The sequence below is a fragment of the Arthrobacter sp. NtRootA1 genome (assembly GCF_019976975.1).
In the GTDB taxonomy this organism is placed as follows: Bacteria; Actinomycetota; Actinomycetes; order Actinomycetales; family Micrococcaceae; genus Arthrobacter; species Arthrobacter aromaticivorans.
This window is the reverse complement of sequence record NZ_AP024630.1, coordinates 3,257,492-3,276,233: the sequence shown is the minus strand read 5'-3', so window position 1 is coordinate 3,276,233 and position 18,742 is coordinate 3,257,492. Positions and strand designations below refer to the sequence as shown.

At 67.8% G+C, this 18,742-nt stretch carries 17 protein-coding genes; 3 read left to right on the top strand and 14 right to left on the bottom strand.

Annotated features, from left to right (window positions below; genetic code table 11):
• Nucleotides 1–78: 78 nt before the first annotated feature.
• Both LDN90_RS14755 and LDN90_RS14750 read right to left on the bottom strand, forming a co-directional pair.
• Complete coding sequence (locus LDN90_RS14755) at nt 79–1,833, bottom strand: AAA family ATPase (RefSeq protein ID WP_202979323.1); 1,755 nt, start codon at nt 1,831–1,833, stop codon at nt 79–81.
• Between the two features lie 165 nt (nt 1,834–1,998).
• Nucleotides 1,999–2,271, bottom strand: a complete 273-nt coding sequence (locus LDN90_RS14750; protein ID WP_142938902.1) for a hypothetical protein — start codon at nt 2,269–2,271, stop codon at nt 1,999–2,001.
• 16 nt (nt 2,272–2,287) lie between these two features.
• On the opposite strand from LDN90_RS14750, the gene LDN90_RS14745 reads away from it, so the two are divergent.
• Nucleotides 2,288–2,815 carry a hypothetical protein gene (locus LDN90_RS14745; protein ID WP_142938903.1) on the top strand — a complete coding sequence of 176 codons (528 nt, stop codon included), beginning with the start codon at nt 2,288–2,290 and terminating at the stop codon, nt 2,813–2,815.
• Between the two features lie 363 nt (nt 2,816–3,178).
• On the opposite strand, the gene LDN90_RS14740 is transcribed toward LDN90_RS14745, so the two are convergent.
• The 11 genes from LDN90_RS14740 to LDN90_RS14690 all read right to left on the bottom strand — a co-directional run bounded on the left by LDN90_RS14740 (nt 3,179) and on the right by LDN90_RS14690 (nt 15,500).
• Nucleotides 3,179–3,718, bottom strand: a complete 540-nt coding sequence (locus tag LDN90_RS14740; protein WP_071416492.1) for a hypothetical protein — start codon at nt 3,716–3,718, stop codon at nt 3,179–3,181.
• A 159-nt stretch (nt 3,719–3,877) separates the two neighbouring features.
• Nucleotides 3,878–6,154 (bottom strand): relaxase MobL, encoded by a 2,277-nt coding sequence (gene mobL, locus LDN90_RS14735; RefSeq protein ID WP_142938904.1) that lies wholly within the window; start codon nt 6,152–6,154, stop codon nt 3,878–3,880.
• 94 nt (nt 6,155–6,248) lie between these two features.
• Nucleotides 6,249–7,265 (bottom strand): hypothetical protein, encoded by a 1,017-nt coding sequence (locus LDN90_RS14730; protein ID WP_142938905.1) that lies wholly within the window; start codon nt 7,263–7,265, stop codon nt 6,249–6,251.
• Entirely contained in the window at nt 7,265–7,801 is a 537-nt protein-coding gene (locus tag LDN90_RS14725) for a hypothetical protein (RefSeq protein WP_223946285.1), read from the bottom strand. Before LDN90_RS14725 ends, LDN90_RS14730 begins: the two co-directional genes overlap by 1 nt.
• A gap of 52 nt (nt 7,802–7,853) precedes the next feature.
• Complete coding sequence (locus tag LDN90_RS14720) at nt 7,854–8,585, bottom strand: hypothetical protein (RefSeq protein ID WP_142938924.1); 732 nt, start codon at nt 8,583–8,585, stop codon at nt 7,854–7,856.
• Entirely contained in the window at nt 8,582–9,388 is an 807-nt protein-coding gene (locus tag LDN90_RS14715; protein ID WP_142938925.1) for a hypothetical protein, read from the bottom strand. Before LDN90_RS14715 ends, LDN90_RS14720 begins: the two co-directional genes overlap by 4 nt.
• A 73-nt stretch (nt 9,389–9,461) precedes the next feature.
• Nucleotides 9,462–10,184 carry a hypothetical protein gene (locus tag LDN90_RS14710; protein WP_142938926.1) on the bottom strand — a complete coding sequence of 241 codons (723 nt, stop codon included), beginning with the start codon at nt 10,182–10,184 and terminating at the stop codon, nt 9,462–9,464.
• Complete coding sequence (locus LDN90_RS14705; RefSeq protein ID WP_142938927.1) at nt 10,184–11,128, bottom strand: hypothetical protein; 945 nt, start codon at nt 11,126–11,128, stop codon at nt 10,184–10,186. Before LDN90_RS14705 ends, LDN90_RS14710 begins: the two co-directional genes overlap by 1 nt.
• Nucleotides 11,129–11,292: 164 nt before the next feature.
• Nucleotides 11,293–13,584, bottom strand: coding sequence for a phage tail tip lysozyme (locus tag LDN90_RS14700; RefSeq protein ID WP_223946284.1), 2,292 nt, complete (start codon nt 13,582–13,584; stop codon nt 11,293–11,295).
• Between the two features lie 58 nt (nt 13,585–13,642).
• The gene (locus LDN90_RS14695) at nt 13,643–14,944 is read right to left on the bottom strand and encodes a hypothetical protein (RefSeq protein ID WP_142938929.1); all 1,302 of its coding nucleotides are present in this window, start codon (nt 14,942–14,944) and stop codon (nt 13,643–13,645) included.
• A gap of 172 nt (nt 14,945–15,116) precedes the next feature.
• A complete protein-coding gene (locus LDN90_RS14690) occupies nt 15,117–15,500 on the bottom strand; it encodes a hypothetical protein (RefSeq protein WP_071416501.1) in 384 nt (127 codons plus the stop codon).
• A gap of 442 nt (nt 15,501–15,942) precedes the next feature.
• Between LDN90_RS14690 and LDN90_RS14685 the strand changes: the two genes are divergently transcribed.
• Nucleotides 15,943–16,434 (top strand): helix-turn-helix transcriptional regulator, encoded by a 492-nt coding sequence (locus LDN90_RS14685; RefSeq protein ID WP_142938930.1) that lies wholly within the window; start codon nt 15,943–15,945, stop codon nt 16,432–16,434.
• Here the strand turns inward: LDN90_RS14685 and LDN90_RS14680 are convergent.
• Nucleotides 16,415–17,587, bottom strand: a complete 1,173-nt coding sequence (locus tag LDN90_RS14680) for a hypothetical protein (RefSeq protein WP_142938931.1) — start codon at nt 17,585–17,587, stop codon at nt 16,415–16,417. The genes LDN90_RS14685 and LDN90_RS14680 overlap by 20 nt on opposite strands.
• Nucleotides 17,588–17,848: 261 nt before the next feature.
• Here LDN90_RS14680 and LDN90_RS14675 point away from each other — a divergent pair, with 261 nt between their 5' ends.
• Entirely contained in the window at nt 17,849–18,685 is an 837-nt protein-coding gene (locus tag LDN90_RS14675) for a hypothetical protein (RefSeq protein WP_142938932.1), read from the top strand.
• Nucleotides 18,686–18,742 lie beyond the last annotated feature (57 nt).

Here is an 18,742-nt window from a genome sequence, read left to right as displayed (position 1 = left end):
ATCGCCTATGAGTCGATAGGTGCAATGATAGGCAATTCAACACGACGCCGAATGGCCCGCAATGACCGCTGGCGCAGATCAGCGCACGGCGCTCACCTCGATGCACGCATCGGAGGTGAGCATGTCCTTGTGATCGCTCGCCAACTCGCCGACGACGTCGATCCGGATCCGCCGCTCAGAGGGATGCTCGTTGATGAACGTCGCCACTCCGGTGGTGACCTCGTCGGTCATCTTCGCCACCGCGCCACGGGCACCGCCGGCATTGGAGTCGGTATCGCCCTTGTCGTCGATGAGGTACTGCAGGACCCTCTGGTCGATGTCCACCCGCACGTTGTGCTTGATGAGGACCTCCTGCACCATGTGGCGCAGCTTGTTGCGCACGATCTTGCGCTGCGTGTCCTCGGAGAGCGGCTGGAACGGGACGATGGCGTCGATACGGCCCAACAGCTCGGGCGGGAAGCGGTTATCCGCCGAGGTCTCGGTGATCGAGCGGCGGATGAGCTTGTCGTACTTCAGCAGCTGCTCGCCCGAGCCCGTGTCGTCGGCCGCATACTGCGCGATGGTCTTGTAAATCTCCGAGCCTGCGTTCGTCGTCATGACGATGTAGGTGTTCAGGAAGCTGACCTCGCGGTTGTTGTCGTCGGAGAGCCGGCCGTCGTCGAGCACCTGCAGCAGCAGACGGGTGACCATCGCCGAGGCCTTCTCGACCTCGTCGAACAGCAGTACGGCGTGCGAGAGGTCCCAGACCCGCTTCGTCAGCTCGGAGCGAAACAGGTCCATCGAGGAGTCCTGGGCGTACTCGGACATGTCGAATCGGATCAGGTGGCGCTGGTCGTCACCGAAGAGCAGCCGTGCCAGCTGCTTGGCAAGCTCGGTCTTACCCACGCCGGTCGACCCCGTGAACAGCAGCGAGGCCTCCGGCCGGCCCTTGTCGTTCAGGTCCGCGACCGACAGCTGCAGCCGCCGCGCGACCGCACGCGTGGCCAGGTCCTGGCTGAACACCTTCGAGTCCAGCTGCTCCTTGATCTTCGCGCCGTCGACCTTGAAGGCAACGTTGACGCCCAGAGACTCCTGGAGCACGTCCGAGAGCAGATCGCGGTCCAGCGCCCGCTTGGTGAGGCGGTGCCAGCCAACCATGCTGTCCAGCACCAGGATCGACTTGCGCGGCTGCGAGCTCGCCGGCATGTAGCGCTCGGTGTACTCATAGATCTGCCGGTAGATGTGGTCGTCGTAGAACTGGTCGGCGACGTCGTAGTGCTCGGCCATGCCCTGCAGAATCCGGATCGTCGTCTCCTGGTCCGGCGGCGTCAGGTTGATGCGCTGCAGCCGTTCAACCAGCGGCTGATTCGGTGCAATGTGCCTGTGGAACTCGTCATAGGTCGTCGCGGCGATGATTCGGATGCCGCGTGCCCCGGAGGCGGCCAGCACCGGCTTGACCGCCTCAACCGCAGCATCGGAAAGCTGGATGATCTGGTGGAACTCGTCGATGAACAGGACCAGCTCCTGCTTCTCGTCCGCCACGAAGTGCTCGGCCTCGTCGAAGAAGCCCTTGAGCATGGCGGCCATGCGGTCCGAGTCACCGGCCTCGGAGATCATCCGGGACGGATCGACCTCGAGATAGAGCCGCTCGGCGTCAGCGGCCATCGTGGCCTGGACGAGAGCGGTCTTACCCGTACCTGCCTCGGCCAGGAGCAGGGCGTTGCACAGCTCTGGCCTGCTCATCGAGGCCAGCAGCTGGAGCTTCTCGTGCTCGCGGCCGACGATCTCGCGCTCGGCCCTCTTGAGCGGGTCCGACAGCTTCGACAGGAGCGGATAGCCCTCATTCAGGTGCACTTCATGGAACATGCCGTGGAAGACCTCTCGCCAAGACTTGAATTCATCTGATAGATCAGTCGAAAGTCTATCATGACACCATTCGGCTAGACTGTGATAGGACAGTGAAAGGCCCCCGGACTCATATCCGGGGGCCTCCTGGCCATTCACTCCGTAGGGGTGCTGTCACAGCCCCTGCTGGCGGTCCTCCTGGGACGAAGCCCCACCCTGCTCGAACTGGTAGTCGTACCGCTCGCTCAGCGGCCTGCTGGACTCCCGGTCGCACCGTGCCCGCTCGTTCGCCTCGCGCTGCTGACGCATCGAGGCACCCACGCGGTCGACCAGGGCGCGCCCGGCCTCCGCCCACATGTCCATGCCCTCGTCCGGGGCCGTGATCTCGTCCAGGCCCAGCTCCAGCAGGCTCGTGCCGCTCAGTGGGCTGGGATCGTTCGTCGCCATAGCCTTCTCCTCCTCCGTGCCTGTCTCAGGCCCCGCGCTGCTGCTCGGTGCCCTCGGGCTCGCCCTGGCCCTCGAACTGATAGTCGTACCTCTCGCTGACCGGCTTCCGTCCCTGCGGCGAGGTGCCCGGCAGCTGCTCCTGAGCACCACGGCCGACAACCGAGCCCATCCGCCCGACCAGGTCCGCCCCGGCAGCGGAGCCCTGGGGGGCCTTCTGTCCGCCATGTCCGGCCAGCTCCGTGTGCAGCCCGCGGGCTGCACCCACGGCAGCTCCCCTGGCGGCGCTGGCGGCGACGCCCCTGGTCGATGCACCAGACTGCTGGGCACGTTGGGCGTGGGCCGCGGCATCCTGCATGGCCTCGGTGCCGAGCCGCCTGGCTCCCTCGCGGCGGCCCCCGGACTGCACGGCCTGTCCGACCTTCGACCCGGCGGCCCGCTGGGTGAGCGGGACCTTCACCGGACCCTGAACCGTGCCGCCGGCATGGGCCTGCTTCGCCTGGGGCTGCTCCTGCCGGGCCGATTCCGGCTTCGGCACATCCGCTGAAGTGATCATCCCCGGTGCCGGCTCAGCCTGCGGGCGCGGCCGCCGCTCGACCATGTTGGGGTTGAACCTCGAGCCCGGCTGGCCGGGAGCGGGGGAGGAGGGCACGCTGTATCGGGGACCCCGCACCGCGCCGAGGCCCGCCTGCGAGCTCGGGCCCCGCTGCACTCCGGTATCGGGGGTGGCCCCGCGGATCGCCGCCAGCTGCTCGGGCGTGTACGACGTCGGGCGCTGGCCGTGCTCCGGTCGGCCCTGGGAACCTTTACTGAGATCTGCCATGATGATTCGTTCCTCTCTATGCGAAAGGCCCCCGGAGAGGTCTCTCCGGGGGCCTTTCAATGAGTTCTGCTGAGCCGTGGATCGGTGTCAGCCGACCGCGGGGGCCTCGGCCTCGACGACCTGCTCGGCCTGGGCGGTCTGCTCCGGACCGGCCTGGCTCTGCTTGGCAGCCGCCTGGGCCTCCTTGGCCGCCTTCATGGAGGCGAACTGGTTGTCCAGGGTCTTGGCGTCGACCTTGAAGTCGCTGGCCTCCACGGACTTGGTGTTGACCACCAGACCGGTGCCGCGCGAGGCCGGCATCACGTTGCCCTTGAAGCCGTAGACGGTGCCGACCTTCTCGCCGTCCTTGTTGAGCAGCGGCTCCGTATTCGGGCCCGCGGCCTTGACGATCTCCTCCAGCTGGCCCACCGAGTAGGGGGCGGTGTTGGCGAAGCGCTCCTTGCCGTCCGGGCCCTTCACGCGCTCGGACTTCAGGTGCAGGTTGCTCTGCTCCGGTCCGCGCGAGTCGCGGGCGTCGACCTGGATGTCGGCGTAGTGCGACTTGCCGTCCTTGGTCGCGCCGTTGTCATAGACCTTGGCGATGAGGTTGACCCCGGTCATTGCGCCCTTGCCCTTGAGAAGTGCCATGATCTCGTCCTTTCGTCGTTCCGTCCGCCACTCGGCAGAACGGCCTTGATCATTCACGTCGTCCGAGCAAAGCCCCGAAGTGCCTGCCGAACTGCTCTATACACTAATACTCCTATAGATAATTCCGCAACCATTCGAATGATCTTTCAACTCGTGTCCCTACTCGTGCTGGATGCCGTCGGGCCGCCCTGCCGGCTCCTGCTCGGGGCCGGGGAGGACATCGGCACCAGCCACCGCGGCGTCGACCCGCTGCTGGACGCGCACCACCAGGCCGGCGTCCAGCGAGGAGGCCTTCGACCGGCGCATCCGGGCCGCCTGTTCCTGCTCTTCGCGCAGCGCCGCGATCCTCGAACGCAGAACCGGCCGCGTGGAGCCGTCCTCCACCGGAACCAGTTCCCGCGAGACCCGGGTCATCGCGGCGATGTCGTCGACCGGGAGGTCGGCGATCGCCTCGGACTGGCCTGACTGGTCGAGGTACTCCATGGCCGCCAGCAGCAGCCGGCGGCGTTCGGCCGCGGCTGCGGTGAACTCCCGCCGGGCCCGCTCGCCGATCTCGACATCGGCCACGAAGTCATAGCCCAGGTGATGCAGGTCCAGTGCCTTGACCTCGTCGAAGGGGTGTACGGTCCCGGTCTCGATCGACAGCTGGGTGGAGAGCGCCGTATCCCCGCCGGCGACGGCGCTGCGCTGGTCAGCAGGACCGGCGACGAGCACCAGCCCCGAGTCGGCCAGGTCGGTGCGCAGCTCCTGGAGCCGTTCGTCGTAGACCTGCTTCATCGTCTCGATGCGCGCGTCCAGCACCGCCCGTCCGGCCTTGCCCGCGGTCAGGTGCCGTCCGCCGGGCTGGCCGTAGATTTCGCGGCCCATCTCCTCGGCCTGGTCGGCGTCCTTCATCCGCTGCAGCGAGGCGTCCTGGCGCAGCGCCATCAGCGAGAGCAGGCGCTGGCCGTACGCGGCGACCTCCTGCTGCTGGGCGTACCACTGGCTGGCGTCGCCGACAAACGGCAGGAAGTGCTGGTACTTGCTCATCACCCGCCGGTGCCAGTCCTCTTCGTAGCGGTAGAAGTCGTAGAGCGGCCGGGAGTCCTCTACGGCCACTTCAGCCTTCTCGGCACGCTCCCATTGCCGTGCCAGGTCCCGGTAGGCGCTGGCTTTGGACTTGTGATGCTGCAGGCGGGAGGCATAGCTGCGCAGCCGGAAGCCGAAGGAGACGACATCGTCCTCCGAGCTGCCGTGCTGCTGCTGGCGCTCTGCGGCCAGGGCGGCCATCTCGGCGTAGTCCATACCCATCACCTCAAGCATCGGCGTACGCACCCGCAGCTCCTCCTCGGGCAGGGCGCGCAGCATCTGGTAGACGCCGTTGACCGCCCGCTCGGTGATCTGGCTGCGACCCGCGTCGACCAGGCGCTGCCACGCGTCGGTGGGCAGGCCCTCGGCCTTGCGGCGCTGATTGGCGTACTCCACGACCCTCTCCATTGCCGCCGGCAGCGGAGAGCCCGGCCGCTCCAGCTGCTCGGCCACCAGCTCGGAGACCAGACGGTTGGCTTTGCGCATCCGCAGATCGTTGGTTCCGGCGCGCCACAGCGAGCGGTCGGCGGGCAGGCAGGCCAGCAGGAACTGGGGGAGGGCCTCTGAGCGCATGCGCTCGTGTGCCCAGCGCTTGATGAAGGTCGTCACGTTCCTGCGCTCGTAACCGACGGCGCTGGACAGGTGCGCGACGGCCTGCTTCTCGTCCAGCCAGGCGTCCACGCCGCGCCGCAACCGGGACTTGTGCCGGTCCAGAAGCTTGCCCCGCTGGGTGCCGTCCTTAGCCAGGTGGCCGTGTCCGGCGTCGACCATCGCCAGGTGGCAGTGGACGTGCTCGGTGTCGACCTGGATCACGCCGACGTAGCGCAGGTCGTCGAAACCGCTCGTGCCCGAGCTCATCCGCTCCAACCCGTGCATGATCGCCATCCGCAGCTTCATCTGGTCGATGTGGCCGCGGTAGTCCCCGCGGCCTTCGCAGTGAAAGTCCTCGCCGACGATGCGGTGCCGTTTCAGGTATTCCTCATCGAAGGAGAGCACGGTCTTCAGCACCGTCTTGCCGCTCTCGAAGTGTTTCTGGATGTCCCGGGATGCAGCCCGCAGCTGCTCGTCGGAGAGCGACACTGAGCCGTAGCCGAAGGCCACGCCGCCATCGCCCTGGGCCTGGCGCATTATCGTCTTGGCCTCGACCCTGCTCGTCCCGGCGCGCTCGACCGCGCAATCGCGGGCCATGTAGCGCAGGATGAAGTCGTCCGTGCGCAGCCGCTGGATCGGCGCGAGCGACTCAGTCGCCTGCTCGCGCGCCATGTACCGGGTGACGTAGTCGCCGGGGGTGCCGCCCCGGGACCCCTTGCCGCCGGGCAGCGGCACACTGAACTCGTTGACGATGACCACTGACTGCTTCAGGCCCATCCCGCCTCATCCCTCCGTCGTGTGAATGCACAGAACCCCGGCCGCTGTCCTCCAGCGACCGGGGCCCGTCCTGACTGCTCTGCCCGCCTCGGCCTCAGTGGCCCAGGCCGTGCCCGTCTTCCTCGCCGAAGTCGAGGTCGGCGGCGCGGCGGGAGGCCTCGCGCTTGCGCTCCTCGAGCGTCGGCGCGGGCACCTCCTGCCCGGTGGCCTCCTCATCCAGACCAAAGTCCAGATCGTGGGTCGCGCCGGCATCCGGCTCCGCGTCCGCAGGGACGGCAGCATCCTCCGGTCCGTCCAGGTGCAGGGCCGGGGCCACACGCTGGTGATACAGGTGCTCGGGCGTGCCCTCAGTGCGCTCCAGCTCAGCCTGATACCGCTCGCGCTCCGCGGTGATCTCGGCCTCGACCGCCAGCAACTGCGCGGTGACGCCCTCGGCAGCCGGCTGCTGCGCCTCCGGCCGCTGGAGGTTCTCCGCCTGCGCGACCAAGTCGAGCTCGTCCTCGCTGAACAGCGAGTTGATCGCGTCGGAGCGGGCCCGCAGGCCCCGCTGGTCGACGACGGACTCAACCAGACCATGACCATCCTTGGAGCGATCAGCGAAGTAGGCCGCCAGGTCGTACTCGGTGGAGGCCAGGTCGATCTCGAGATCGGCGATGCGGTGCACGTTCATAGAGACCACGGGGGCATCGGCCTGGTCCCCGGACGGGGTGAGCACGAGGGCATCCACCCTGGCGGGCAGCTCCCACTCGATCCCCGTGAGCTGGTCGGGCACGGTGAACGAAGGGCTGAAGTAGCCCTTGGCCGCCAGTGCGACCAGCTGCTCGTCGTCGAACTCGTAGAAGGCGTCGACCTTCTCGCCCTGGCCGTGCGAGTAGGTCACCTGGGTGATCCCGTACGGAAGCGGCTCGGCGGGAGTGATCGAGCGCAGCTCGCCCACGACGTGCAGATAGGGCCGGTAGTTCTCCTCCTTGCCGCGGTGCTTGAGCTCGACAGAGTCGACCAGCACCCCGATCTGGGCATCGAGGCCGTCGTAGCGGTGCGCCTGCACGCCACGCTCCCGCAGGGCCCGGTCGGCCCACACGTCATTCATCATCAGTCCAGCAGTGCGCATCAGTTGCTCCTCTTCCGGTTGGTCTTCTGGCTCGGGCGGGTGGTCCTGGGGGCGGCGGTGGCCGGGGTCAGCGCCGGGGTGCGGGCGTCGCGCACAGCCTGGATCCGGCGGGTGGACCAGCGCCACATCCCGCGCATCGCGGCGATCTCCGCGGCGGCCAGCAACAGGACCACAAACAGCAGCGGGGCGATCCACATCGCGACGGTCCCGGCCATGGTCAGGTCGCCGCTTGCTGCGCCCGACTGCCGGTGCAGCCACGCGCCGAGCATCGGGATCACGACCATCGCAGTCATCGAGGCCAGCACGTAGTCGGCGATGAGCACGACCGAGCGGAAGAACACCGCCCAGATCAGCACCGGCGATCCGCCGGAGCCCTTCCCGGGGGCCAGGCGGCGCAGCGCGCCGGCCAGCTTCGAAGGGCCACGCCCGGCCTTCGGCTTGGCCGGGGCCCTCTCGACGGGGACTGCAGTGGCAGCCTCCACCCGGGCTTCGTGCTCGGTCGCGCTGCCGGTCTTGTCCAGAGTCTGGATCGTCATTTGTCTCGTCCTTCGTTGTTGTCGTGTCGTGTCTGTGCGGGTGTCCCGCCGGTCAGCCGCTGTGGCTGGGTCCGGGGCTGGCGGTCTCGGCCGGTGAAGCAGAGGCAGGCGGCCTCTGCGCGACAAGCTGGTCCCGCGTCCGGCCCGAGGCCCGGTACGCTTCGAACGAGGCGACCGTGCCGTCCTGTCCGGTGGCGAAGGTGAAGACCACGTACTCACTTTTGGCCGTGGACTTGCCGTCGGCGGAGACCGGGTCCAGGCGCGCCACTCCGATGTAGGAGTAGTCCAGGCCCTTCACCGCGGCAACGTCGACGTCGAAGTCGGCCAGCTGGTACGCCGTCCCCGCGCCCTTTCCGGCACCGGTCGCTGCCATCCATTCCGGGATGAACTCGGTGAGGATCCGGGACGAGGTTCCGAGAAACGCGTACCGGGCATCGAGGGCGGCCTGCGTCTCCTTAACGGTCCGCGAGGCAGCCGAGGAATCCGTCAGGCTCAGCAGCACCGAGCGCGCTGCGGCCCGGTCCCGGTCGGCCCGCTCGGCATCCATCCCCGGCAGGGCAGCCAGCAACCGGGCGTGCTTGGTCTCAAGTGCCGCCTGCGCGTCCTCCTGCTTGCCCTGGAGCTGGACGATGAGCTGGTCGGCCTTGGCGTCGGCGTCCGCAGAACCGTCGGCCAGCAGTGCCAGGGCCAGAGAGAGCAGCGACAGCGCCAGCAGCGTTCCGGTGCTGCAGACCAGGACCTTCCCGGCCCTCGCGCGCACCCAGTCCTTCACGTCCTCGATCACGGTGCCTTCACCTCCTGCCGCAGGGCCTCGCCCGTGGTCGTCGTTCCGGTCTGGACCCCGGAGAAGCTCTTGCGGGTCATGTCGTAGTCAGCCCGGGCCCAGGCCAGTACCGCCGGGGCCTGCCCGGCCGCCGGGCGGGTCTGCACCGCCAACCAGGTGACCCGGATCGTGCCGTCCACCTCGACCGAGTAAGGGCGCTGGGCGACCCACTTGAAGCCGGAGTCGAAGCTCATCGGAATCTCGTTGCCCGCGGCGACGTCCTTGTCGGAGGCCAGCAGGTACCAGGGTTGGAGCGTGGCCTGCCCGACGTCGGGGGCGAAGTGCGGGGTGAGGTTCCGGCGCGTCGGCTCGGCGGCAGCCTGGTCCAGCGTCCCGCCCGAGTCCGCCACCGAGGGTGTCAGGTGGCGGTACTCGTTCTGCAACCGGGCGATCTGTTCCGCAGCTCCCTGTGCGGTGACCAGGGCGCGGTCAGCGTCCTCGGCCTCCGGGAGGGCGTCGGTGCGCACCTCGGCGGTGCGGATCTGCTCGCGAAGGGAGACGATCTGCTGAGCCTTGTCGTGGCTGACAGTGGCCTCGCCACCAGAGAGACCTGCGCCGGCCAGGAAGCAGAGCAGCGCAGCTGCCCCCATGCACACCCCGCCGATGGCCGCCCGGCGGCTCATCAGTGCACCCGGGACATTTCCGTCCCCAGTGGGGTCGGCGTCGCCCGGTGCCGCACCGGCGTCCGGCGCGGCCACGAAGCGGGTCTTGCGGACAGGCTTGTCGGCCTGCACACCCGACTCGCCGATCTTTGTCGATGCCATTGCCCCTCAACTCGCTCTTCGTCTCGAATACCAGTACAACTCTATCAAGAAGATGAGTCGAAAGGGAGTCGGATCATCTGGAATGACGAGTCGAACCGCCAGCGGGAATGGCGGACAGACCAGAGACCTTCCCTTGCGCGTCGACGGTGAGGTACACCAGCACGGTCCGGTACGACTTGACCCGATCCGGTGCCACCTTGTTCTGGGACACCGCATCGGAGGTAGCCGCCACCTCGACCTGCACGGCATACGTGTACTCGTCCGCGGTGACCTTCACGACCTCGAGGTCCGCGTCGGCATTGACCGCCGAGTTCAGCCCTTGGGTGTCGATGTAGTAGTAGCGCTTGCCCGAGGCGTCTTCGTTGAAGCGCGCCGGCGGCATGAACTGCTTCAGGAACTGCTCGTCCTCGGACAGGTGGTAGCGCTCTTTCAGGTCCCGGCGAGCGGCCTCGTAGGCCTGGCCGGAGTCCCAGGTGAATGCCGTCTTCACCAGGCGGTCCACGATCTGGGTGTCGTCGTGGATCCGGCTCTGGCTCACGCCGAGCGACTGCATGACATCCTGCTCGACCTGCTCGGACTTCGCGGTCCCGACCGAGGCAAGCTGACCCTGAAGGCCCGTGATCGTCTGCTGCTGCTGATCCAGTGCGCTGCGCTGGGACCCCCATGTCAGGCCGGTCACCGTCACGGCGGTAACCAGCAGTACCGCGACCCCGACCACCAGAGCGTTGCGCCGCATGAAGCCCTGTCCCGGCGCTGCCGTTTCGTCCGTGCCGTCAACCTGCTGCTCCTGCACCATCAGCCCTCTCCGCTTCCGTTGCCCGTCGTCGATGCGCCCTGCTGGTGCTCCGCGCCGGCGGCGGTCACCACGACCTTGAGATCGGCGAAAGTCCCGGCCTTCCCGTCGTAGGAGTAGGCCGCGTTCGCCCACGCCAGCACCTGTCCACCCGCGGTGTCCCGGCACAGCCAGATCACCCGCGCCGTGCGCGTGGTGCCCGTGGCGTCCTGGGTGGCGAGGTCCGGCATCACCGACTCGACCGACCAGGCGTATGCTCCGGGCGAGGAAGCCTTCAAACCCTCGTAGCGCACATACCAGGGGAACCGCGGGTCGATCTGCGTGCTCGGGTCGAACGGCGTCACAGAGGTCCAGGAGTAGGCCCCCTTCTCGTCGGCCAGGAACGAGCGCGGGCTGAACAGGGGTGCCAGCGTCCGGCGGTGCTCGGCGATCTGCAGTGTCGCGGCGTTCGGCGTACCGTTGCCCGCATTGGGCTGTGTCGCCGCCTCGTGGTGCAGCTGCGCGAAGCGCTGCTGGGCCTCCGCGACCTTCTGGGCGTCCTTTGCGGCTGCCTCCATCAGCCGCGTCATCTTTCCGGTCAGATCCGGGTCGACCGGAGTGCTCCTGGCATCCTCGATCTGGACCTCGAGCGCGGAGATCCGGTCGGCGTTGGCCGCGTGCTCCGTCTCGAATCCCTTGCCGCTCACTCCCGCGGCCGCCGCGAGCCCGAGGATCGCCACGCCCATCGCGGCGCTCAAGACCAGGCGCGTCCGCCGCGCCGAGTCCTCCGGAGTGCGTGCCTGCCGCTCTCCTCGCCGGTCGGAGCGCCAGCCCTCGAAGCGGGCCTCGAGTTCGACCCCGCTGACCCGCCTTCGGGTGGCGGGGGCCTTCAGCTTCTTCGGCGCGCCGTCCTCGTCCTCGACCGTGTCCCCGGCCCTGCCACGCGCATCATCGTCCGCACTCGTCACGATGCCCGCCCTTTCTCGCGTTGTCCTCATACATGACTCCCAAGTCTATCTGCAATGGTCATTCAATAACGAGTCTGCCCCATTCGACAGGTTATTGCGCACGGATCGGGACGCAGAAAGGGCCGGTGCCCGGATCGTCCGGACACCGGCCCTGCTTCCGCCGGCTACGCCGGCAGGTTGCCGCCCGTGGTGATGAGGTCCGTGACGTCGACGAACACCCACCCCTCGGACTTCATCCGCTCCGCACTGTCAACGCGAACGCGGCCCATGAACGCGCAGTAGCCGGCCTCACCGAGGATGACCTTGTCGCCCTGCACGCCCAGCACCACGAGGGTGTGGCCCGCGGACCCCGTACCCGGCCCGGAACCGACCGAGTACGCCGTCGGTATACTCGAGACCTGCTTGCCCGTCATGGACGCGATCGCGTGGGCTGTCTGGATGCCGTCGCCCGGCGGGTACTGCTGGAACGAGGTGTACTTGTTCATGAAGTAGACCGAGAACGACACGCAGTTCATGGCGTGGTTCTCGCCGCAGGAGCCCGGTCCGCCAGCGCCGTACTTGTCGTCCAGGAACTTGTCGCCCTCCTGGTTGTACAGGTCGATCAGCTGCCGGGCCTGCTCCTCGTTCATGCCGCCGTCGACGAGGCTGCCCGGGCGCACCTTGGTGTCGCTGTCGCAGTTGCCGAAGATGGAGCGGATCCCGCTGCCGACCGTGTCGACAATGCCGCCCACGATGTCCTGGACCCCGCCCACGACCGAGGTGTCGACGGTCCAGCCGCTCATCTTGCCGAACCACATCTCGGCGTCGGCCTTACGCTCCTGCAGCTGTGAGGCGTTGTCGGCCGAGCGCTCCCACTTGTCGTGGAAGTGCAGTGCAGCAGCAGAGGGAGAGCCCTGCGAGGTCTTGATCATGTCCTTGAACACGGCCACGTCCCCCGGGCTGTCGCCCTCCGCCATGAATGCCAGCTGGGCCTTGATGGTGTACCAGTCCAGGTTCTTGGACTTGGCATAGTCCAGGACCATCGTGGTGCGCCCGTTCGACCACTGGCCCAGACCGATGCCGCCGTGCGACTGGCCGGGGATGTGGGTGAAGTTCCCGTCCCAGGCGGTCTGCTTGCGCGGGCCGATCTGGTAGGGCTCGTTGTAGATGCCCTCCACGCTGGTGGGGTCCACGCCCGACTCCTGCGACCAGTTGCCCAGGATGCCCGCGATGTTCTCCTCTGGCATACCCCAGGTCTTCAGCACGGAGTAGACCGCCCGGGCGTTCGCCTCGGTGTTCGCCGGGACGTCAGCGCCGGGGCCGTTGCGGCTGACGTTGACGATGCAGTTGGTCATGGTCGAGCCGCGGCCGCCATCGAGGCCGGCCTGGTCGAGCACACCCGTGAGGACCGTGCTGAGCACAGCCACCGCGGCAACGGTCGCAGCCACCCCGGATGCGGCCGTGGCCACCGGGGCGACGGTGGCCGTAACGGTGACCCCGAACACGGCTCCTGCTGCCTTGCCGACCAGCCCGCCCAGTGCGATGAACGGCGCTGCGATCGTGTGCCCGACCGCCTTGGCAATCCCGAGGATGAAACCCCAGATCATGCTGGCCGCGTTGGCGGCCATCGCGAGCATTGCGAAGAACATGGTCTTGAGCCACTTCAGGAAGGCCATGACCATGAGAAGCCCCGCAGCCGGGGGAGCGGCCGCCGCGGTGCCGCCGACGGCGACACCCTTAGCGGTCTTGGACAGCAGCTGGCCGTCCTTCTCCTTCTGCGAGGTCCGCTCGTAGCCGGTGCCCCCGGCACCAAGCCGCTTGTCGGCAGACTCGGCGTCCGGACCTCCGCCGGTGACCTTGGACGCACCGTCGACAACATCCTTGCCGGTCTCCAGGCCCACATTCTTGGCAGCGCCGACCGCTGCCCCGGGCAGCGCGCCGACACCGCCGGCGGCGGCTCCGGCCTGCGCCCCGGCGACAGCTCCCGAGGCAGCCGCTCCCGCGTACCGGCCGGCACCGCGGCGGACCGCGCTGCTGCCGTCACCCTCGACCGCCTTGCGGGCAGCTCCCCCGGCCGCCCCGGCGGCGACACCGTCGAGGCTCTTGGCAACCTTGGCAGCCTTGCTGGTCTTGCTGGCTGTGTCGGCCGCACCTGCGGCCTTGCCAGCGGCAGCCCCTGCGTTCGGGGCCGGTGCGGCTCCCAGGTGCTTCGACCCGCGGCCCGCAGGCGTCGGGTCCACGGGCTGCGGCGCGGGGGAGGCCCCTGGGGTTTTCGGCAGGCCCTTGGCTGAATCCCCGGACGTGGAAGGAGTGGAGGCCGCTCCGGTACAGGGCCCGGCGCGGCGTTCGCCGGACCCCTCACGACGAGGAGGCTGCGACTCCTCCTTCGCACCCCCGTCGGCGGACCTGCGGTCCCCGCGGGGCGATGCAGCGCGCCGGGCCGGTTCATCCCGCCGCGTCGGCTTGTCGATGGCCATAAGCTTGTCCTTTCCGGCTCGATGCCTGGGTGGTGACTGCCCGCTCCGTGGAGCGCGCTCAGTGGTAGACGGTCAGGAAGTCCCCGGCCGAGTTCGCAGTGCTGTTGGACTGCACATCGCGCAGCTTCACGTCCAGACCGAGCAGCTCGAGCAGAAGCCCGGACTGGTACTCCGACTTGGCCTTGCCGTAGTCCTGGTAGGCCTGGGACAGGTTGTTCATCACGTTCGTGAGCGGGCGCATCGTCACATCGGAGGACCGGTAGTCCTTCTTCAGGTCGGTGCCGTCGGAGAGGACCCACTTCATGTCCGAGACCTGCTGGCTCGTGCTGTCGCTGCCCTCGGCGCGCTTGTCGGCGAGGAACTGCACATAGCCCTTACCGGCGGGCACGAGCGTGTCGAGGTAGCCGTCATAGACGTTGCCCGCGCGCCAGTTGAAGTCGAATCCGCCGGGCACGACATGGCCCGTCTTCAGCTCCAGCGTCGCCTTCCCGTCCTTGGCCTCGGCCGCCGAGGCACCAGCCACCTGATCACCTGCGATGGAGGTCGGAACGGCCGGCGGACGGAGGAAAAGCCCATCGACCTTGGTGGTCGCCAGGTCGGAGGTGTACGACTCGACCTGCTTCAGGCTCGTGCGCATCGCGAGCAGCTTCTGGTCGAGCTTGTCCCGCGTCTGCTGCTCCTGGGTCTTCAGCACGACGTCGTAATAGGCCCGGGCCGGGTCGAAGCTGGCCGTGTCCAGGGCCGGGATGTCGGTGGTGCCCGACGCACCCGGGTTGATGATCACGCGCCACTGGTCGTACTTCTTGAAGCTCGAGTCGCCCACGACCTGGTCATCCCTGCTCTGCTGCCGCTCGTCGTAGGTCAGCTCGGCGTTCGCGCGGACGGTCAGGTTGAGCACCTGCCGGTCGAAGGGCCGGTCCGCGTCCAGGAGGACCCCGACGTAACCGGTCGAGCCGAAGACGTGGAAGGTGCCCCTGATTCCGCTGGTGCTGACCTTTTCGGTCTGCAGCTTGTCGTTGGTGCCCAGCAGGAAGGCCTGGTAGTCCGCCGCGTTGTACGAGATCGCCGCGCTGGCGGGGAAGTGCATCATGACCAGTGCCCTGTTGCCGGTGTGATTGGTGTAGACCCCGTCGACCGTGCCCTTGAGCTGGGTCTTCGAGGAGGTGAACTCGGTGTTGTAGAGCGCGGTGTGCGACACCGCGTCGCTGCCCGCCTTGAAGGCGGCGGCACCCGAGCCGGCCACCACGACCAGCCCCATCACAGCGAAGATGCCGAAGAACACCCCGAAGCGCTCGATTGCGTGGTGCGAGTCGAGCTTGAACCGCTTGCCGAAGGCCAGCGCCTTGTCCTTGATCCCCATGTCCGTTCCCGTTCGTCCTGTTCCTTGCTCTGCCTGTCCTGCTCGTCGTCAGCGCCGTCGTCCGACCCCGGAAACGACGCACCGGGCCGGTTGAGGCCTGGTGACCTCAACCGACCCGGTGCGGTCCGTCGACGCTTTGTGTGCCCGGCCGTTGATTCCTGCCGCGCCGGGCTTAGCCCAGGACGCCGCTGGTCAGTACGTGGCTGACCGTCTGCACGAGGACCGAGCCGCCGCCGAGGTCCTCGAGGGTCTTCTGGCCGCCGGAGCCGATGGTGTTGATCAGCGACCACCCGCCGGTGCCGAGCGCGCCGCCGACCAGGATGAGCAGGGCGATGGTGCCCCAGCCCTGCTGCTGGCCCGCGGACTGCGGGGTAGCCATCAGCTTCTTGATCAGGAGCACGCCGCCCCAGACCAGTCCGACCGCACCCAGGAGCATGAGCAGCAGCCCGCCCCAGAGCTGGATCTGGGACTTCGCGTTCTCCAGGAAGCTCGTCAGGTCCCACGCCGCGGTGGGCAGGGCGACCCGCTCGAATGCCGCCTCGTAAATCTTCGTCATGGTTCTTTCCTCTCGCCTATCGAATGGTCGCTTGCATGACATGTGTCACGAGGCGACTGGCATAACCGATTCGCCTAGACAGAGCACAGCGCCCTATCAATGGTCTCTCCCGATGCGACGTGACTCCCCGTTGAGCGGAACGAAATGCCTACAATCATGCGGCCGACCCCTCTCTAGGGACTCGTATACGTGCACATCTTCAGTGACCAATCTACATCATTCGAGTCATCAGTCATAGTCGTATCAGTGACGAGTCGGATACGATTCCGGAATGTGCTCGAAGACCAGCGCAAACGAGGTGTCGGCGCAATGACTGACGTTCTGCTCAAAAACGTGTAGATTTCACATGACGGGGCGCGCGGTGTGCGGCTCCGGCACGGCTCGGCATACGCTTCTTGCTGAGCCCTTCGCGCCCATGTACCCGACCAGGAGCCCAAACCAGATGAATGCCTTGCCCGGAGACCTCTTCGCCCGCCGATTGCGACAGGAGAGGGAACGCCTGGGCATCAGCCAGGCTGAGCTGGCCCGCAGGATCGCCGAGATTCTAGGAACGAACGTCGATCCTTCGGCGGTAACCCGGATAGAGCAGCAGATCCGCGCCGTCCGCCTGGATGAGGCGGTCGCCGCCTCCAAGGCCCTGGACGTCCCCCTGGCGATCCTGGTCGCCGAGGATCCGGAGGCAGAGAGCGAGGCCCAGCTGCAGCAATACCTCGCTGACCTCGCAGCGGCCCAGCGCGAATGGGAGAAGAACAGGTTGGAGGTGCTGCGGCTCTCCAAGGCCATTCAGGTGCTCGGCGGCGGCGCGCAACTCAAAGGTGTCGTCGACTTCCGCCTCCTGGAAAGCATCGACGCCCGCGTTCCGGTCGAAGAGGACGACCAGCACGGGCACCGGGTTGCCCCCGGCATCGAGGGGTCTACAACCCCAGACGCATGACGCTGTTGCGTGCCGCAGGATTGAACTCGCGGTCGTAAACGTCTACCGTCGCTGCCCGGCTCCACCGGCCGGCGCGCATGATCTCCTCCGTGCTCGCACCGTTGCGCCGTGCCTGGGTGACGTGCCCGGCCCGCAGCGAGTGGAAGCCGTAGGCGGCAGGGTTCATCCCCGCCTCGACCATGCGCGAGAGCAGCATCGTGTGCAGCGCGTCGCCGCTCACCGCCCGTGCATGGATCCGGGCGTCCTTCCTGTTGCGGTAGGTTGCCCGGAGCAGGGGCGCGCCCGAGGCCAGGTCGGCGCTGCTGATGAGCGCCGTCGAGCCGGCGGCCCCGCAGACGTGCTCCTCGAGACCGTACGAGAACAGCTGCTGCATGATCCCGCGACGTCGTGTGCGGGCGTTGTCCTGCCGGGCGAGCCCGAGCAGCGCGACCCAGCGGTGCACCGCACACGGGGGACAGGATGCCGGCGAGCTCCCGAACGGCAGCACGACCACGTCCGGCAGCGCGTTCTCCGGGTCGGCCTTCGAGGCCCCCACATGAACGTGGACACCATCGACCGGGTGCAGCTCGAGCCGGTTCAGCGTCAGGGCCGCCGCCTCGCTCCTGCGCAGGGCCCCTGCGAACCCGAGCCACACCGCCAGGGCGTCCCTGGTGGCTGACACGCCTGCCGGATATGTGTCGTGCTCCATCACCGCGATGATCCGAACCACGTCGTCCAGAAGCAGCGGGCGCTTGCGCCGGGGCCTGGTGGCCCGCAGCTTGGCCAGCCCGCGCACGAGATCCACCACGCCGCGGTGGGCCGTGGGATCCAGAAACCCGCCACGCAGGTGCCTCTCGCCGATACCGGCCAGGCGCTGGCGGATCGTCGCGACGGAGAACCGGGGGAGCCCGTCGTCATCGAGCTGCGTGGACATCCAGGCGACGTACCAGCGCACCGCCTCGGGGTGCGCAGGCAGCGCCTCCAGACTGTGGCCGGCGCAAAAGTCCTCGAAGGCACGCCACGCGTTGGCGTAGGCACGCCGGGTGGCCGCCGACAGGGTGTGGCCTTCCAAGGACCGCGAGATCTCCTCGAGCTCGCGCAGCTCGTCGTCCACCTCCGGCTCCAGCGGGACCGTCGGGGCGCTCAGTGCTGCAAGCCTCGCCTGTGCTGCCATGACTCCAGTCTCGACTCACTGGCCGGAGAATCCAAGTCGCAATGGTCTGTTAGTGGCGATTCCCCATGTCCGCGATCGACGGGGCGACTTCGAACCGGGTCTCTGGTAAGTGCGCTTATCGGGGCATGGAGAAGGACTGCCTTCGCGTGACGCGGTGATCGTTGAATCACTCACAACCAGCGCATAGTCATGCACTCGGCTGCAGGGACATGAAGAACGAAAAGCCAGAGCTGTCCAGCGCCCGGTGGGACAATCAAGAGAATGACGACTGCCCTGCCCGATCTCTGGCTCGACTGGTGCTCGGTCGTGGGTAAGCCCACCGAGTTGGTCGACGACGCCACCCTTGCTCTCTTCTCCAGGCAGGTCGGAGCATCGCGCGCTGTGCTGGCCTCGTTACGGCGAATGATCAGTCAGGAGCCAACCGTCGCCCCGGCCTGGCCGCGCTGCCACAAAGACAACCCCGAATCGCTCCGTCGGCTGGTGAAGCGCGCCACCGTACTGATCCAAGATCCTGCGACCCAATGGGTCTTCCGTCTGCGCCTGCGGCGAATGCTCTTCGCCGCGGTGATGATCGCGCCGCCCGGGCACGGGGGACTGGGCCTGGACCGAGCAGGTGCGCTGGGGCTCAGGCCGAATGAGATGCAACGGCTGCGCCCACGTATCGGCGTCGCACCCGATGCGCAGTCCTGCCCCGCATGCGCCGCGTGGTCGTGGCTCGACGTCATCGGCACCAACAACGGGTGGTCACACGAATCCGTCAGAGCACTGGGCCGCCGCCGTGACCAGAAGGACGACGAGCACCGTCATCTGCTTCCCGACGCGAGTCCCGACTGGCTCCTCTGCGTCGGGATGCTGCCGGCGATCGATCGGTGGGGCTACATCGACCCTTATTCCTCAATGCACCCCTCGTCACTCTCGGCGGTCATCCGCGCCATGGACGCCCTGCTCGAGGGCCCCGTGCCTGTCCCAGCTCCAGTGTCGGATCCCGAACCTCGTCCCGCCGCGCGCGCGATCTCGCCGCAGGAAGAAGAGCGGATCCTCGCCAGGGCCGACGAGCTAACCGCCCGTGTCGCCAAGATCCTCCGCGAGTACGGCTGACGCTGGAAGCAACGGCTGCCCGAGCTCGCCGAGCTGCGTAAAACTCGTGGACCGATT

What these genes read in the sequence shown, in the direction of transcription:
- LDN90_RS14750 (WP_142938902.1), bottom strand. Translation starts at nt 2,271, where the DNA reads ATGGCGACGAACGATCCCAGCCCACTGAGCGGCACGAGCCTGCTGGAG.
- LDN90_RS14740 (WP_071416492.1), bottom strand. Translation starts at nt 3,718, where the DNA reads ATGGCACTTCTCAAGGGCAAGGGCGCAATGACCGGGGTCAACCTCATC.
- mobL (WP_142938904.1), bottom strand. Translation starts at nt 6,154, where the DNA reads ATGGGCCTGAAGCAGTCAGTGGTCATCGTCAACGAGTTCAGTGTGCCG.
- LDN90_RS14730 (WP_142938905.1), bottom strand. Translation starts at nt 7,265, where the DNA reads ATGCGCACTGCTGGACTGATGATGAATGACGTGTGGGCCGACCGGGCC.
- LDN90_RS14725 (WP_223946285.1), bottom strand. Translation starts at nt 7,801, where the DNA reads ATGACGATCCAGACTCTGGACAAGACCGGCAGCGCGACCGAGCACGAA.
- LDN90_RS14715 (WP_142938925.1), bottom strand. Translation starts at nt 9,388, where the DNA reads ATGGCATCGACAAAGATCGGCGAGTCGGGTGTGCAGGCCGACAAGCCT.
- LDN90_RS14710 (WP_142938926.1), bottom strand. Translation starts at nt 10,184, where the DNA reads ATGGTGCAGGAGCAGCAGGTTGACGGCACGGACGAAACGGCAGCGCCG.
- LDN90_RS14700 (WP_223946284.1), bottom strand. Translation starts at nt 13,584, where the DNA reads ATGGCCATCGACAAGCCGACGCGGCGGGATGAACCGGCCCGGCGCGCT.
- LDN90_RS14695 (WP_142938929.1), bottom strand. Translation starts at nt 14,944, where the DNA reads ATGGGGATCAAGGACAAGGCGCTGGCCTTCGGCAAGCGGTTCAAGCTC.
- LDN90_RS14690 (WP_071416501.1), bottom strand. Translation starts at nt 15,500, where the DNA reads ATGACGAAGATTTACGAGGCGGCATTCGAGCGGGTCGCCCTGCCCACC.
- LDN90_RS14685 (WP_142938930.1), top strand. Translation starts at nt 15,943, where the DNA reads ATGAATGCCTTGCCCGGAGACCTCTTCGCCCGCCGATTGCGACAGGAG.
- LDN90_RS14680 (WP_142938931.1), bottom strand. Translation starts at nt 17,587, where the DNA reads ATGGCAGCACAGGCGAGGCTTGCAGCACTGAGCGCCCCGACGGTCCCG.
- LDN90_RS14675 (WP_142938932.1), top strand. Translation starts at nt 17,849, where the DNA reads ATGACGACTGCCCTGCCCGATCTCTGGCTCGACTGGTGCTCGGTCGTG.